Here is a 15,627-nt window from a genome sequence, read left to right on the forward strand (position 1 = left end):
CAATTGGCTCCCCTTTTTATTCTGTATCACTCGCAAGCCCTCAGGCTTCTTCAATCCGGTAGGTATGCACGATTTCCACGCCGGCCTTGCCAAGCATGATAGAAGCCGAACAGTACTTTTCAGCCGACAGCTCAACCGCCTTGGCCACGTGCTTCTCTTTGATGTCCCGCCCGCGCACTACAAATTCCATCTCGATTTTCTCGAATGGCGCTGGCACCGCATCGGGGCGGTGACCCTTGAGTTCTACATGACAGCTCACCACGTCCTGACGGGTCTTCTGCAGAATACCCACCACATCATATGAGGCACAGCCACCCACACCCAGCAGAATCATCTCCATCGGGCGGATACCGTTGTTCTTCTGGCCACCTTCCATCACTACCGAATTACCACTGCCAGATTCACCGACAAAAGTGACCCCGTTTACCCAGGTCACCTGACCCTGCATAACGCCTGCCATGGAACATTCTCCTTCATAATTGACGCGGGCCGGGAGCTTATCACAAGGGACCGCGATTTCCGCAGCAGGGAAATTCCCAAATGCCCCACAACTCGCATCCAGCCATAAGTAAGCCTTCACTAACAGCGGTTGTCAGCGCTGTCCACAACCGCTATAAACAACACCCTATCCCAGTCCTTCGCAAACAGTGGCCCAGATCACATTGCGAAGCATTGCCGCGCTCTGCCCCTGTCGGCACCGGTGTTTTAGCGGGATAATCGTCCTCTTACCCGGGATCAGGCACAAAAATTCTAGATAAAGGAGTAGATCCGTGACGGTCGCTACCGAAGAAACCCTTTCTACTGGCAACATCGAAGACTTCCTCGCCCATTGCCACCGCCGCCGCTACCCGGCAAAGAGCACCATCATCTATGCCGGTGACCGCTGCGAGTCCCTTTATTTCATCATGCGCGGTTCGGTAACCGTACTGATCGAAGACGACGAAGGCCGTGAAATGATCGTCGCGTACCTGAACGACGGCGACTTCTTCGGCGAAATGGGCCTGTTCGACCAGGACACCCGCAGCGCCTGGGTACGCACCAAAACCGAGTGTGAGGTAGCGGAGATCTCCTATACCAAATTTCAGGAGCTGACCCGTCAACATCCGGAGTTCCTGTTCAACCTGGCCACCCAGATGGCCGTGCGCCTGCGCAACACCACCCGCAAGGTCGGTGATCTGGCGTTCCTGGACGTAACCGGGCGCGTGGCCCGCACCCTGCTCGACCTGTGCAACGAGCCGGATGCCATGACCCACCCGGAAGGCATGCAGATCAAAATCACCCGCCAGGAAATCGGCCGTATCGTCGGCTGCTCCCGCGAGATGGTTGGCCGGGTGCTGAAGACCCTGGAAGAGCAGGGTCTGGTATCGGTGAAGGGGAAAACCATGGTGGTCTACGGAACGCGCTAGCGGCTCCCCCCTTACCAGTACAGAAAAAACCGGGCACTGCGCCCGGTTTTTTTGTGCCCACTCAATAGAAAGGACAGTCGTCCCACATTCTTCACCGGCAACGCACCACCTTGGCGCAAGAAAATCGCGATCAGCCGGACAATGCACCACAACAAGCCACTCATGCAAAATTATTCTCTGCTTACAATCGGTATTTAGCAGTATATTCTCCCGACTACTGATACTTTGGTTGCAGTCATCTCAACATAAACAAAATCAGTCTTAGGGAGACCACATGAGAGGCAACAACCATTATCGCGGGCTGAAAAAATCCCATCTGGCCCTGGCCATTTCCTGCGCCGCACTGCCGGCACCGCAACTTGCCAGTGCGCAGCAAGGAGACGCACAAAGCAAACCGGTATTTGAAGAAGTGGTCGTTACCGGCTCGCGCCGTGAAGAAAATGTGATGGATATCCCCATCAACATCTCTGCCGTGGGCGCTGAAAAAATCGAAGACCTGCGTCTCGACAGTATCGCCAAGATCGCCTACTACACACCCGGACTGACCGTGGTCGATCGCGGCCCACGCGACGAGTCTCCAGATGTGCTGGTACGCGGCCTCAACACCGGCGGCCTGGGCCCGGGTTTCAGCAGCAGCACGGTCGCAACATACCTGGGAGATATTCCCCTGCAGGTAGACCTCAAGCCCATCGACCTTGAACGTGTAGAAGTGCTCATCGGCCCCCAGGGCACCCTGTATGGCCAAGGTACTATGGGCGGAGCCATCCGCTACATTCCTGCAAAGGCGGACCCTTCCGGATTCAGCGCCAAGTTCCGCGGCAACGCCAGCAGCAATAGCGAGAGCTCCGGTCTGGGTCAGGAATACGGCGCCACCCTGAACTTCGCCATCACCGATACCCTGGCTGTACGCGTGAACGCCGACAGCATCCAGGACCCAGGCTTCATTGACTACAACTACGTGGTGCGGGAATCCGGTGTATCCAACCCGGATCCGGATTTCAGTAACCCTGATGACGTCGCCGCGAATTTGCGCCGAGTGAAAGACGCAAACGGTGAAGACACGAAATCTGGACGCGTGAATGTTCGCTGGCTCGCCACTGACTGGCTGGAAGCCAACCTGTGGCACTACTATCAGGACACCAAGGCCGAAGGGCGCCAGCTGGCTAACCAGCTTTCCTTTGGTACCGGGCCTTATGAATCGGGCATGCGCTACGAAGAGCCCAACCACTACACCAACAAACTCACCAGCCTGGAACTGATCGGCGACCTTGGTTTTGCTCAGGCCACCATGGTGTACGGCCAGTCCGAATACGATGAGCTGGGGCAACGCGACCAGACTGACCTGCTGCTGGACCTCGATTACGGCTACGACTCTTTCCCCTCCTTCTCCGCCTATACCCGGGAAGAAGTAAAAGACAAATCCGACACCTTAGAATTGCGTATGTCTTCCCAGCATGAAGGCCCATTCAAGTGGGTAGCTGGCTACTTCCAGAACAAGTATGTCTCCGATGCCATCAGCGAGGAGTTCACGCCCTACTTCGACCAGTTCGTAGTCGACAACTGGGACGGCGTACAGCTGCGCCCGGACAGCCTGGAATATATCCAGCTCACAGATATCAATGAAAAAGAATCGGCTTTCTATGGCGAGCTGACCTACAACATCACCGACACTCTGGCGGTAACCGGCGGCTACCGGCGCTACAAGTTTGAAACCGACATCACCGGCGGTTTCGGGTTGCCATTATTTGAAACGGTGTTTCTCGGCGAGCCGCAGGATGCCATTAATGTAGACCTCGGTACCAACCAGGGCGAGGACGACGGCGACCTGTTCAAGCTCAATGTGGCGTGGGATGTTGTCGACAACGGCATGGTCTATTTCACTTACTCGCAGGGTTACCGCAACGGCGGCGTGAACTCGGTTCCTCAATGTACCGCCGAGCAAATTGCCAGCGACAACCAGCAGCTGTGCGCACTGCCCGACGAAGTGTTGATCAACCCGGACCAGATCGATAACTACGAAATCGGCTACAAGGGCCTGGTTGGCGAGCGTCTGTCGGTGAGCACCGCGCTCTACTATATCGACTGGACCGACCTGCAGGTTGCGACCACTACCGCTAACGGCTCACTGCCGATCACCGGTAACGGCAGTGCCGCGGTGAGCCAAGGCTTCGAACTTCAGGGCAGCTGGTTGATTAGCGACAATCTGGATTTGGCCCTTACCTACGCCTATACCGATGCGGAACTGACCGAAGATGCACCCGGCCTGGTCGGCCCCTTCGACGTCTATGCGGGAGCGCGCCTGCCCGGCCATGCGCAACACCAGGGATCGCTTAACCTGAATTATGCGACCACGGTGATGGGTAACTACGACCTGGCACTGAACTACGGCCTGGTGTTCGCCAGCGATGTCTACAACATGGTGGGCGGACCTGAAGATCCGCTGTATATCGTCGAAGAGGATGGCAGCATCACCGCAGGCGACCGCGGTGGCGAAGCCATCCCGGGTTACGCTGTACATCACCTGTCCGCAACCCTGACCATGGACAACTGGACGGTGCAGGCCTTTGCCGACAACCTGTGGGACAAGTACTACATTACCGGTACCCGTACTAGCCGCCGCAATCTGGTGGATGAAAACAATGGTCCGGGTATCGGGTGGGGCAACGGCTTTACCCAGCGCTCCTACGGCCAGTATGTAGGTACCCCGCGCACGATCGGTGCCCGATTCACCTACAGCTTCTGATTCGGCGCACTCACACAAAGCCGGTCTGGGATACACTGTCCCGGACCGGCTTTTTTATTTGGCCCTGAATTTATGCAGACACCGACAATAAAGCAGCTGCACGCTGCCGCCACTCAAGCGCTCAACCGGGGTGATATGCGCAGCCTGCACCAGTGCTGCCGCGAGATTTTGCAGCGGGAGCCCGGACACAGCGATGCCTGGTTCCTGATCAGTATTGCCGCTGCCGCCGCCGGACAGCTAAATAAAGCACTGGAGATGATCGAGCGCGCCCTGCATAAAGCACCGCGCAACACGGAATACCTGAGCCAGAAAGCGCGCTATTGCGCGCAGCTAAACCGCTATGCGCCGGCGATTCAGGCGGCAGATGCGGCCATGGCAGAAAAGCCGCAACGGGCGCTGATACTCGATACCCTGGGCGTGGTCTACGCCAAATTCGATGAACATAGGAAAGCCATAACACCGCTGCGACAGGCGGTTGCATTGTCACCGGACAATACCCAGTTTCAGTTCAACCTGGGATCTGCCGAGCAATTCCTTGGCAATCAGGACGCCGCGCGCAGTGCGTATAGAAAATCCATCGAACTAAAACCGGACTTTGCACGCGCCCGCTGGGCCCTGTCGGAGCTGGAAAAAAACTCTGGCAATACCGATAACCGAGATACATTACAGAGAGCGCTGAAGAAACCCGGACTGAGTGCCGAGGACCAGCTCTATCTGAGTCACGCCCTGGCCAGGAACTACGAACAAAGCGGAAAATACCGTGATGCATTTTCTATCCTGGCCGAGGCTAAAAGCCGCTATCAGCAAAAGGCGGGCTACACCTATGCACAGGATGCCGAACTTTTTTCAGCTATAAAGTCGGCGTTTCCAACGGCTTCCACAAGCGAAACAGATAATGATCTGGGAGCCGGGTCTGTCTTTATCCTCGGCATGCCGCGCTCAGGCACCACACTGGTGGAGCAGATTGTTGCCAGCCATTCCCAGGCGACGACTCTGGGCGAGCTGCATGAGTTTCCGCTTATCCTCAAGCAACATTCCGCCACTTCCAGCCCGCATACACTTTCCCCGGAAGTAATATCCTCAGCGTTGCTCGCAGCCCCGGAAAAAATTGGCAACGACTACCTGGAACGCTGTCGGGATAGGGGGAAAACCAGCGCCCGAATGATTGACAAGCTGCCGATGAATTTCCTCTATCTCGGGTTTATTTTACGCAGCTTGCCAAAAGCCAAAATAGTGACACTCGAGCGGCATCCGCTCGATGTCTGCCTGAGCAACTACCGCCAGCTTTTCTCCTTCAATTTCCGCTACTACCACTATCATTACAGCCTGACTGATACTGCGCGTTACATCTGTGCTTATCGGGATTTGATGGAACACTGGGGAGCGATATACGGTAACAAAATTTACACAGTGAACTATGAAAAGCTCATTGAAAATCCGGAACAGGAAGCCCGGGCAATGATGCAATTTCTCGACTTGCCCTGGGAGCAGGGCTGCCTGAACTTTCACCGCTCTGAAAATGCTGTTTCCACCGCCAGTAGTGTTCAGATACGGCAACCGATCTATCGGGATGCCGTCGAGCGGTGGAGAAAGTATGAAAAGGAACTGACTCCAGCCATCGAAATATTCGATATAGCGGGAATGATCTAGTCGGAATTCCGCCTGTCCAGCAGAAATCCGATAGAGAGGGAACGGTAGGATTCGACACTAGTATTGACGGGACAATATGAGGTAGTTCCATGCAGAAGCATTTGGGAGCTGCTCGACTCGTCAGTGGTTTTTGGTTTTTCACAGTAACAATACTCCTTCTGCTCACCGCCTGTAGCGAGCCAGAGTTAAACAGAGAAACCGTGCCTCGTGAGCCAGCTCCATTCACAAACTACTTAGAGACAGGCGACCTCGAGGCCATCAAAAAGCATGGCGTCCTGCGTTTAGTAAACCTTTCCGGCCCCCGGGAAGATCTGCTCCCCCGCGACAGTATTGTCACCCTACGAAGCCTCGATCTCGCGAACAAACTCGCCGCAAAACTCAAACTGGAAGCGGTATGGCTGCGCGCGGACACACCCCAGCAGGCCATTGAAATGGTGCACGATGGCAGAGCGGATATTGCGGCCTACACCCTGACCGATAACCAAGCCCGCCGGGTACTCGTCGATTTCACCGTGCCCCTGATGCAGGCGCGACACAAGCTGGTGACCAGTGTCAATGGGCCGGATATCAGTGATCCCGCGAAATTGAAAGATGTCGAGATCATCGCGCAAACCGGGTCGACGTACGTAGATACGGCAAAGCGCTTGCTCGACGAATATCCCCAAGCAAATCTGACCATCCTGAACGAAGTGGTCTACGAAAACCGCGATGCCCTGGTTGAGCTGCTGAACGAAAAAACCAACCGGGTGGCAATTCTGGATAACTATATTGCCGAGAACATGCATAGCTACCGCGATGATGTCCGTATCGGCGCTGAGGTTTCTCCCAGTGAAAATATCGCCTGGGCCATCCGCAAGGATTCGAAAAAACTGCTCACCACGGTGAATAATTTTCTCACTCGAAACCTGGTCAGCCCCCCCGATGATCGCATTGCCGACTGGCAGACAATCAAGCAATCCGGCGTTATCCGCTTCCTGACCTACAACCGTCCCTCCGTCTACTACCTGTGGAAGGGCGTACTGATGGGTTTTGACTACGATCTGGCCAAGGCATTTGCCGACAAACACGATCTGCAGCTGCAGATCACCGTGGTTCCCTACGATGAAAAATTGATTGAGTGGCTAAAGGCGGGGCGCGGCGATTTTGCCGGAGCGGTCAAAAATATTACCCAGGAGCGTATCGATCAGGGCATCGTGTTTACCACTTCCTACCGTGAGACACCGGAACAGGTGGTCAGCAGCAACAGGAAACCTGAAATTGCCCGGGTACAGGACCTGGCAGGTCGCAAACTGACACTCCGTGCCTACTCGCCATTTATAGCCACCGCCCGCGCAATTAAGAACAGCGGTATCGATGTAGAGGTGGAAGTGGCACCGCCGGACGTCGCTATTGCGGAAATCATCAATAAAATCGCCGACGGCGAACTGGATGCCACCATTGTCGACAAAGACGATGTATTGATGGCGGCGTCACTGCAACCCGAGCTGCAGCCGGGTACTCTGGTGAGCGATCCCCGTCGCCAGGGATGGATGCTGATGCCACAGAACCGGGAGCTGAAGAAGAAACTCGATGCGTTCATCATCGACTACCGCAAGAGCAAACAGTACAAGCAGAAAATTGCCGCCTACTTCGAGCCCAACAAGCGGTTCACCCAGCGGGTAACCGCGCGGGTTATTCCCGGCGAGGATCTGTCACCTTTCGACAAACTGGTAAAAGGCCACTCCCTGGTTTACGACTTCGACTGGCGCCTGGTTACCGCGCAGATGTGGCAGGAGAGCAACTTCAATCCCAAGGCAACTTCGCCCGTCGGCGCACAGGGGCTGATGCAGGTAATGCCGCTGACCGGGGAAGAAATGGGATATCCACCGCCGCTGTTTGAACCGGAGCGCAACATCCAGGCCGGTATCAAATACCTGAACTGGATTCGCGACCGACTTGAGCCCACCTTGCCCACGGTAGACAAGCTGTGGTTTACCCTGGCCTCTTACAATGCTGGCTACGGTCATCTGCTGGACGCCCGCAAACTCGCTAAGGACCTGGGCCTGAACCCGAACACCTGGTTTGGCAATGTCGAAGTGGCGATGTTAAAACTCGCCGAGCCCAAATACTTCTCCAATGCTCGTTACGGATATGTGCGCGGCGCGGAACCCGTGCAGTATGTGCGGAAAATCAGTCACTTGTACCGCGCGTACACGAATGTTGCCGGCGCGGAACCTTCGGAACTATTGCGCTTTGCCCCAATCCCAGCGGGCGAATAACGCGGTTGTGCCGACGCTGATTGGAGAGACGGGAGTTGTTGCAGGCCGCACGTCCATATGCGGCCTGTCTCAACGGTTACCCTTTTTCAGGGTTGAGGCCGCGTCGGATCAGCAGCGCGTCGGTAGTTGGCTCCTTGCCACGGAACTTGACGTAAGACTCCATCGGCGCGCGGGAGTTACCCACCTCCAGGATGTTCTTGCGATACAGGTCGCCGTTCTTGCGGGTCAGGCCACCGCGCTCGCGCAGGTAGGCAAAGGCATCCGCGGCCAGGATTTCACTCCACATGTAGGCGTAATAACCGGCGGAGTAACCACCACCGATGGAGTGGGCAAAATAGGTGGACTTGTAACGCGGCGGTACCGCAGCCAGGTCAACGCCGTGTTTGGCCAGTGCTTGGGCTTCAAACTTCTCCACATCCTGCTGATCGGCATTGGCGGGAAGGGAGTGCCACTCCATATCGAGCAGCGCCGCAGACATGTACTCCAGGGTGTCGAAACCCATATTGAAGTTCTTGGCTTTCAGCACTTTTGCCAGCAACTCTTCGGGAATGGCTTCACCGGTTTTGTAGTGGTAAGCGTAGTTCGCCAGCACTTCCGGATGGCTCGCCCAGTCCTCTTCGAAGGTGGACGGAAATTCTACAAAGTCGCGGGAAACCGCAGTGCCCGCAAGGCTCGGATAGTGCACGCTGGATAGCATGCCGTGCAGGCCGTGACCCAGTTCGTGGAACATGGTGGTCACGTGGTCGAAGCTCACCAGAGTCGCCTCACCTTCCGGACCTTTCGGGATGTTCATGACATTCACCACCACCGGCTTCTGCTCCAGCAGTTCGGACTGCCCCACAAAGGAACTCATCCAGGCACCACCGCGCTTGCCTTCACGGGCGAAGTAGTCCGCGTAGAAGATCGCCAGGCTTTCGCCGTCGTGATCAAACAGCTCGAATGCCTGCACGTCCGGGTGGTATACCGGCAGGTCCTGGCGCGGCTTGAAGGTGATGCCGTACAGACGGTTCATGGTGTAGAAGAGACCGTCTTTCAGAACGCGGTTGAACTCGAAGTACTCGCGCACTTGGCTCTCATCCAGTTCGTATTTTGCCTGGCGCACTTTTTCCGCGTAGTAGGCCCAGTCCCAGGGCTGTACTTCGAAATTGCCACCTTCCGCTTCAATCATGGCCTGGATATCGGCCTGCTCCGCCTTGGTGTTGTTTACTACCGCCGGCACCATGGAGTTCAGCATGCTGAATACGTTTTCTGGCTTTTCCGCCATGGTGCTGGTGAGCTGATATTCGGCCCAGTTGCCGTAGCCCAGTAGGTCGGCCTTCTGCGCACGGATCTGCACCAAACGTTTTACCAGCGGGCGGTTATCCAGTTCACCGGAAGTGCCGCGGTGCGCGGAGGCTTCCCAAACTCGCTGGCGCAACTCGCGGTTTTTCAAGGAGGTAAGCACCGGCTGGCGTGTGGTGTTGGTAATACTGATCAGATACTTGCCTTCGTGACCGGCAGCAGCGGCGGCCTCGGCGGCAGCTTTGACCTGGCTGTCGGACAGGCCATCCAGCTCGCTCTTCTCGTCGACCACCACGGCAATCTCTTTGCTGAGTTTCAGCAGATTCTGGCTGAACTTGGTGGTGAGTGTGGAGTGCTCTTCGTTCAGCGCACGCAGGGTAACCTTCTGCTCCTCGGACAGCTTGGCACCCGCTTTGACGAACTTCTCGTAGGTGTTTTCCAGCAGGCGCGCGGATTCCGCATCCAGCTCTTTCTCGACGCGCTGGTTGTAGAGCGCTTCGACACGGGCAAACAGGTTCGCATCCAGGTAAATGCTGTCGGAGTGCGCGGCCAGTTTCGGGGCCAGCTTGCTTTGCAGAGCGCGGCGAGCTTCATTGCTGTCGCTGCCAACCAGATTGAAAAAGATGCGCGACACCCGGGTCAGCAGGGAGCCGGACTGTTCCATCGCCACGATGGTGTTGTTGAAGCTGGCCGGTTCCGGGTTATTGGCAATGGCCTGGATTTCCTGCAGGTGCTCTTTCATGCCCTGCTCGAACGCGGGCTCGAAATGCGTATCCTCGATCTGGCTGAAGTCCGGCGCCTGGTACTGCAGGCTGCTTGGGCTAAGCAGGGGGTTCTTCTGCGCGGCCGGTGTGGCCAGGTCGCCCGCCACCTGTGACTTTTCCACTTCAGCGGATTGTACGGACTTGTTTGCGTCCGGCTTGGGTGCCTCGGAACAGGCAGCAACAGCCACGATGGCTACCGCGAGCAGGGATTTGCGCATTGCATTCTCCGATGAGTACTTCTGGTATCGGTGCCAATGTTTTGCTCAGGTATCGCGGGTCAGCGCTACCGCCGCACTGCAGATATCGGCACCAGCTAAGTTGTCTTACGCGCCAATATATCATTTCATGGCTGACTGGGAATTCACCAGTATGTGGCTTATCCCGGTGGCACAACCATTCATCCCATTGGCCCGCCGCTACCTGTGCAATATGCACACCAGCACGTCACTAACCTGCAACTTCATCGATAAACTCGTCGAGAAAATCCAACAGCATACTCACCTTGGGGGAAAGGTGCCGGTTGTGCGGGTAGATACCCCAGATACCGTCATCCCGCTCCCGGTAGTGCTCCAGCAGCGACACCAGCTGCCCTCCCTGCAGATATTCATCCACGTAGTAATCCGGCAACTGTACGATGCCGATCCCTTTCACCGCCGCATCCACCAGCGCACGGCCGCTGTTGCAGCGGAAACTACCGTTCACCCGGATATTGCGCGAGCGCCCCTGCTCGCGGAAACGCCAGTAGTCCAGGGTGCCCGGCAGGCAATTGTGTCGCGCCAACTCTGACAGGCTGTGAGGTTCACCATGGGAGGACAGGTAACCGGGGGAGGCGCAGACATGCAGAGTGCGCGAGCCCAGCCGCCGTGCCATCATGCTGGAATCCGTCAGCTGGCCCAGGCGGATGGCGAGATCGTAGCCCTCCGCCACCAGGTCCAACTTTTGGTTGGTCAGCTCCATTTCCACCTGCAACTCCGGATAGCGCAGGGCAAAGTCATTCACCAATGGCGCCAGGGTGGTCTCGCCATAAGTGACCGGCGCCGTTAGCCGCAGCCGGCCCCGAGGCACCTGCTGCAGGTCGGTTACCGCGCGCTCGGCTTCCGCAAGCCCGTCCAGTACCTGGCGACAGTGCTGGTAGTACACCGTCCCCACCTCCGTGACCGATACCTTGCGGGTGGTTCGGTACAGCAGCTTGGTGGACAACCTCGCCTCCAGCGCACTCACCTGCCGACTTACCTGGGCGGTGGAGATACCCAGCTTGCGCGCCGCGCCGGTAAAGCTGCCGGCCTCAGCCACGGCAACAAATTCGCTCACGCCTTCCCATTTGCCCATATTTGCCTCTCAGGTACTGCGCAGTCACCAGATCCAGATTATTACCATCATGAAAAAATGATTTTCATAAAACAGGCATTATACGCAAAACAGAAACAGATAGACTGCGCCCCAATCTGGTGGCAGATCGCCGCCTCGCGCATCACTCGATCAATCAGGAGTCCCACATGACCGAGACCATCAAATCCAGAGCCGCCGTGGCCTGGGGCCCGGGCAAGCCGCTGTCTATTGAAGAAGTTGACGTAATGCCGCCGCAAGCGGGCGAGGTACGTATCCGCGTGATCGCCTCCGGCGTTTGTCACACCGATGCGTTCACCCTGTCCGGGGATGACCCGGAGGGAATCTTCCCGGCGATTCTCGGCCACGAGGGTGGCGGTATTGTGGAGTCCGTGGGCGAAGGAGTGACCAGCGTTGCGGTGGGTGACCACGTGATTCCGCTGTACACGCCTGAGTGTGGCGAGTGCAAATTCTGCCTCTCCGGCAAGACCAACCTGTGCGGCAAGATCCGCGACACCCAGGGCAAGGGCCTGATGCCAGACGGCACCACCCGCTTCTCCAAAGACGGCCAGCCCATCTACCACTACATGGGCTGCTCCACCTTCTCCGAGTACACCGTGCTGCCGGAGATCTCCCTGGCCAAGGTCAACAAGGACGCACCACTGGAAGAAGTCTGCCTGCTGGGCTGTGGCGTCACCACCGGCATGGGTGCGGTGATGAACACCGCCAAGGTGGAGGAAGGTGCGACCGTGGCCATTTTCGGCCTCGGTGGTATCGGCCTGTCTGCAGTAATCGGCGCGGCCATGGCCAAGGCCGGACGCATCATTGCCATCGACATCAACGAGAGCAAGTTCGACCTCGCCCGTCAGCTGGGAGCCACCGACTGTATTAACCCGAAAAACTACGACAAGCCGATCCAGGAAGTGATCGTCGAGTTGACCGACGGCGGCGTGGACTACTCCTTCGAGTGCATCGGCAATGTGGACGTGATGCGCTCTGCACTGGAGTGCTGCCACAAGGGCTGGGGTGAATCCATCATTATCGGTGTCGCCGGCGCCGGCCAGGAGATCTCCACACGCCCGTTCCAGCTGGTCACCGGCCGGGTCTGGAAAGGCACCGCCTTTGGCGGCGTGAAGGGACGCTCCGAACTGCCCGACTACGTCGAGCGCTACCTGGCGGGCGAATTCAAACTGAACGATTTCATCACCCACACCATGGGTCTGGAAGCGATCAACGAGGCTTTCCACCTGATGCATAGCGGCGAGAGCATCCGCTCCGTGATCCATTTCGATAAATGATCGGAGCCCTCTGATGACCATTGAAAACCTGAGCAGCAACAAGAGCTTCGGCGGCTGGCACAAGCAGTACCGCCACCGCTCGGAAGTGCTCAACTGCGATATGCGCTTCGCCATTTACCTGCCGCCCCAGGCGGCAGGTAACCGCAAGGTGCCGGTTCTTTACTGGCTGTCCGGTCTCACCTGCACCGATGAAAACTTCATGCAGAAGGCCGGTGCGCAGCAGGTGGCCGCTGAGCTGGGTATGGCAATCGTGGCCCCGGATACCAGCCCGCGGGGCGAAGGGGTGGCCGATGAGGCTGGTTACGACCTGGGCCAGGGGGCGGGCTTCTACGTCAACGCGACGCAAGACCCGTGGAGCCGCCACTATCGCATGTACGACTACGTGCTGAACGAACTTCCGGCACTGGTGGAATCCCTGTTTCCGGTCAGCGACAAACGCGCTATCAGCGGCCACTCCATGGGGGGCCACGGCGCGCTGGTACTGGCGCTGCGCAATCCGGAACGGTTTCAGTCGGTATCGGCATTCAGTCCCATTGCCAACCCGGTCAATTGTCCCTGGGGGCAGAAAGCCTTTACCGCCTACCTCGGCGATGACGGCGCAGACTGGGCCCAGTACGACGGGAGCCTGCTGATGCGCCATGCGAGCCACAAGCTGCCCGCGCTGGTGGATCAGGGCGAGGCAGACAACTTCCTCGCCGAACAGCTAAAACCGGAAACTCTCCAAGCGGCGGCCGCCGCCAGCGACTTCCCGCTGCAACTGCGACGCCACGAGGGCTACGACCACAGCTACTACTTTATCGCCAGCTTTATCGGCGAGCACCTGCGCTTCCATGCCGAGCACCTGGGTTTGTGACCTCTCAGCAGACCCTACCCACATAAAAAAACCGGGCGATTGCCCGGTTTTTTTATGTGGCAGCGATGGTCGCTGTCCCGAATAACCGCGGTTAAAAAACCTAGTTAAACAGCTCCATCAGGCGACGGCCCGGCTCCGGATCGCGCATAAACGCCTCGCCCACCAGGAAAGTATCCACATTGTGGCCGCGCATCGCCGCCACATCGTCGGTAGTGTGAATACCGCTTTCGGTGACCACGATACGGTCAGCGGGAATCAGGTCCAGCAGCTTGAAGGTAGTCTCCAGCTGCACCTCGAAATTGTGCAGGTTGCGGTTATTGATACCGATCAGGCGGTTGGGCAGTTTCAGCGCGCGTTCCAGCTCTCGGCGATCGTGCACTTCAACCAGAACATCCAGTCCCAGCTCCAGCGCCAGGTCATTCAGGCTGGTAAGCTGCGCATCGTCCAGGCAGGCGGCAATCAGCAGGATACAGTCGGCGCCGATGGCGCGCGCCTCGTACACCTGATACGGATCGACAATAAAATCCTTGCGAATCACCGGCAGGCGCACAGCATTGCGGGCCTGTTGCAGGTACTCGTCGGCGCCCTGGAAAAAGTCCACATCAGTCAGTACCGACAGACAGGCGGCACCGCCTTTTTCGTAGCTGGTGGCAATTTCCGCGGGGATAAAATCTTCTCGGATCACACCCTTGCTGGGAGATGCCTTCTTGATCTCGGCAATCACCGCTGCCTCACCGGCGTCGCGCTTGGCTTCGATGGCCTTAACAAAACCGCGGCAGGGAGGCTGCTGCAGGGCGCGCTGCTGCATTTCATCCTGACTGACCAGCTGCTTGCGCTCGGCCACTTCTTCCCATTTGCGCTCGACGATGGTCTTCAGAATTGTTGGTGTATTCATTACTTCACTCTTTGAATGCACTGGTAAAGGCGGCCAGCTCGTTTATTTTTTCTCCGGCGAGACCACTGTAGATGGCGTCCTGGGCCATGCTGACCCCCTCTTCCCGGCTCCCGGCAACGCCACTCACGTAGATGGCCATGCCAGCATTAAGCGCAATGATATCAGCTGCCTTGCTACCAGCGGCAGTTTCGCGCTTGCCGAGGGCATCGCGGATCAGCGCGAGGGACGCCTCGGAGCCGTCCACACACAGTCCGTCGAGGCTCTGGCGTTCAATACCGAAATCTTCCGGCGCGATGGTCACTTTTTCCAGTTCACCGTTCTTCAGCTCCCAGCCGCAGGTCTCCGCAGCGAGACTGATTTCATCCAGGCCGTCATCGCTGTGCAGAACCAGCACGTGCTCTGAACCCAGTGTCTGCAGGACTTCCGCCAGCATGCGGCAGTAGTGGGGATCAAACACACCGATGACCTGACGCTTGACCCCTGCGGGGTTGGTCAGCGGTCCCAACAGGTTGAAGATGGTGCGCAACCCCAGCGCCTTGCGCGGGCCAATAGCGTGGCGCATGGCACTGTGATAACTGGGAGCGAACATAAAACCCACCCCGACCCCATCGATACAGCGGGCAACCTGCTCCGGGGTCAACGGCAGGTAGATACCGGCCTTCTCCAGCAGGTCTGCGGCGCCGGAAGAGGAAGAGACGGAGCGATTGCCATGCTTGGCGACCCGCGCACCAGCGGCGGCGGCGACAAAACTGGATGCACTGGAGACGTTGAACAGGTTGGCGCCGTCACCACCGGTGCCGACGATATCCACGGCATTGGTCAGGTCTACCTCGACCTTGGTGACCAGCTCGCGCATCACTTCCACTGCACCGGTAATCTCCTCGACGGATTCACCGGCCATACGCAGCGCGACCAGAAATGCACCAATCTGCGCATCGTCCGCTTCCCCGCGCATGATCTGACCCATGGCCCCGCGCATTTCTTTTCGGGTGAGATGTTCACCCTCCACCAATTTTCCGATGGCCTGCTGGATATTCATTATTATTCCTCCCCCAAATCCCTAATCAGGTTGGATATCAGATCTCCGGAATTACTCAGCGCTTCGATACGAAGGTGCTGATGCCGGGATCCGTTTGCGAGACCTTCTAAAACA

The 15,627-nt window shown here is 57.5% G+C and carries 11 protein-coding genes; 6 read left to right on the forward strand and 5 right to left on the reverse strand.

Annotation, left to right across the window (positions count from 1 at the left end; genetic code table 11):
* Positions 1 to 40 precede the first annotated feature (40 nt).
* On the reverse strand, positions 41 to 448 hold the full coding sequence (locus tag B4U49_RS04165) for an OsmC family protein (RefSeq protein WP_181255622.1): 408 nt from the start codon (positions 446 to 448) through the stop codon (positions 41 to 43).
* A 322-nt stretch (positions 449 to 770) separates the two neighbouring features.
* On the opposite strand from B4U49_RS04165, the gene crp reads away from it, so the two are divergent.
* The 4 genes from crp to B4U49_RS04185 all read left to right on the forward strand — a co-directional run bounded on the left by crp (position 771) and on the right by B4U49_RS04185 (position 8,057).
* Positions 771 to 1,406 (forward strand): cAMP-activated global transcriptional regulator CRP, encoded by a 636-nt coding sequence (gene crp, locus B4U49_RS04170; RefSeq protein WP_078083318.1) that lies wholly within the window; start codon positions 771 to 773, stop codon positions 1,404 to 1,406.
* A gap of 274 nt (positions 1,407 to 1,680) precedes the next feature.
* Positions 1,681 to 4,149: a TonB-dependent receptor gene (locus B4U49_RS04175; protein ID WP_078083319.1), complete on the forward strand. Its 2,469-nt coding sequence runs from the start codon at positions 1,681 to 1,683 to the stop codon at positions 4,147 to 4,149.
* A gap of 135 nt (positions 4,150 to 4,284) precedes the next feature.
* Entirely contained in the window at positions 4,285 to 5,799 is a 1,515-nt protein-coding gene (locus B4U49_RS04180) for a tetratricopeptide repeat-containing sulfotransferase family protein (protein WP_420811460.1), read from the forward strand.
* Positions 5,800 to 5,999: 200 nt separating this feature from the next.
* Positions 6,000 to 8,057 carry a transporter substrate-binding domain-containing protein gene (locus tag B4U49_RS04185; protein WP_158078554.1) on the forward strand — a complete coding sequence of 686 codons (2,058 nt, stop codon included), beginning with the start codon at positions 6,000 to 6,002 and terminating at the stop codon, positions 8,055 to 8,057.
* Between the two features lie 76 nt (positions 8,058 to 8,133).
* On the opposite strand, the gene B4U49_RS04190 is transcribed toward B4U49_RS04185, so the two are convergent.
* Together B4U49_RS04190 and B4U49_RS04195 are read right to left on the reverse strand one after the other, a co-directional pair.
* On the reverse strand, positions 8,134 to 10,320 hold the full coding sequence (locus B4U49_RS04190; RefSeq protein WP_078083323.1) for a M3 family metallopeptidase: 2,187 nt from the start codon (positions 10,318 to 10,320) through the stop codon (positions 8,134 to 8,136).
* A gap of 229 nt (positions 10,321 to 10,549) precedes the next feature.
* The gene (locus B4U49_RS04195) at positions 10,550 to 11,431 is read right to left on the reverse strand and encodes a LysR family transcriptional regulator (RefSeq protein WP_078083325.1); all 882 of its coding nucleotides are present in this window, start codon (positions 11,429 to 11,431) and stop codon (positions 10,550 to 10,552) included.
* A gap of 167 nt (positions 11,432 to 11,598) precedes the next feature.
* On the opposite strand from B4U49_RS04195, the gene B4U49_RS04200 reads away from it, so the two are divergent.
* Positions 11,599 to 12,726 (forward strand): S-(hydroxymethyl)glutathione dehydrogenase/class III alcohol dehydrogenase, encoded by a 1,128-nt coding sequence (locus tag B4U49_RS04200; RefSeq protein WP_078083326.1) that lies wholly within the window; start codon positions 11,599 to 11,601, stop codon positions 12,724 to 12,726.
* Positions 12,727 to 12,739: 13 nt separating this feature from the next.
* Entirely contained in the window at positions 12,740 to 13,579 is an 840-nt protein-coding gene (fghA, locus tag B4U49_RS04205; protein ID WP_078083327.1) for an S-formylglutathione hydrolase, read from the forward strand.
* A 100-nt stretch (positions 13,580 to 13,679) separates the two neighbouring features.
* On the opposite strand, the gene trpC is transcribed toward fghA, so the two are convergent.
* Positions 13,680 to 14,474: an indole-3-glycerol phosphate synthase TrpC gene (trpC, locus tag B4U49_RS04210; protein ID WP_078083328.1), complete on the reverse strand. Its 795-nt coding sequence runs from the start codon at positions 14,472 to 14,474 to the stop codon at positions 13,680 to 13,682.
* 4 nt (positions 14,475 to 14,478) lie between these two features.
* Entirely contained in the window at positions 14,479 to 15,513 is a 1,035-nt protein-coding gene (gene trpD / locus B4U49_RS04215; RefSeq protein WP_078083330.1) for an anthranilate phosphoribosyltransferase, read from the reverse strand.
* Between the last annotated feature and the right edge of the window lie 114 nt (positions 15,514 to 15,627).

This window comes from Microbulbifer mangrovi, from assembly GCF_002009015.1.
Taxonomy (GTDB): Bacteria; Pseudomonadota; Gammaproteobacteria; order Pseudomonadales; family Cellvibrionaceae; genus Microbulbifer; species Microbulbifer mangrovi.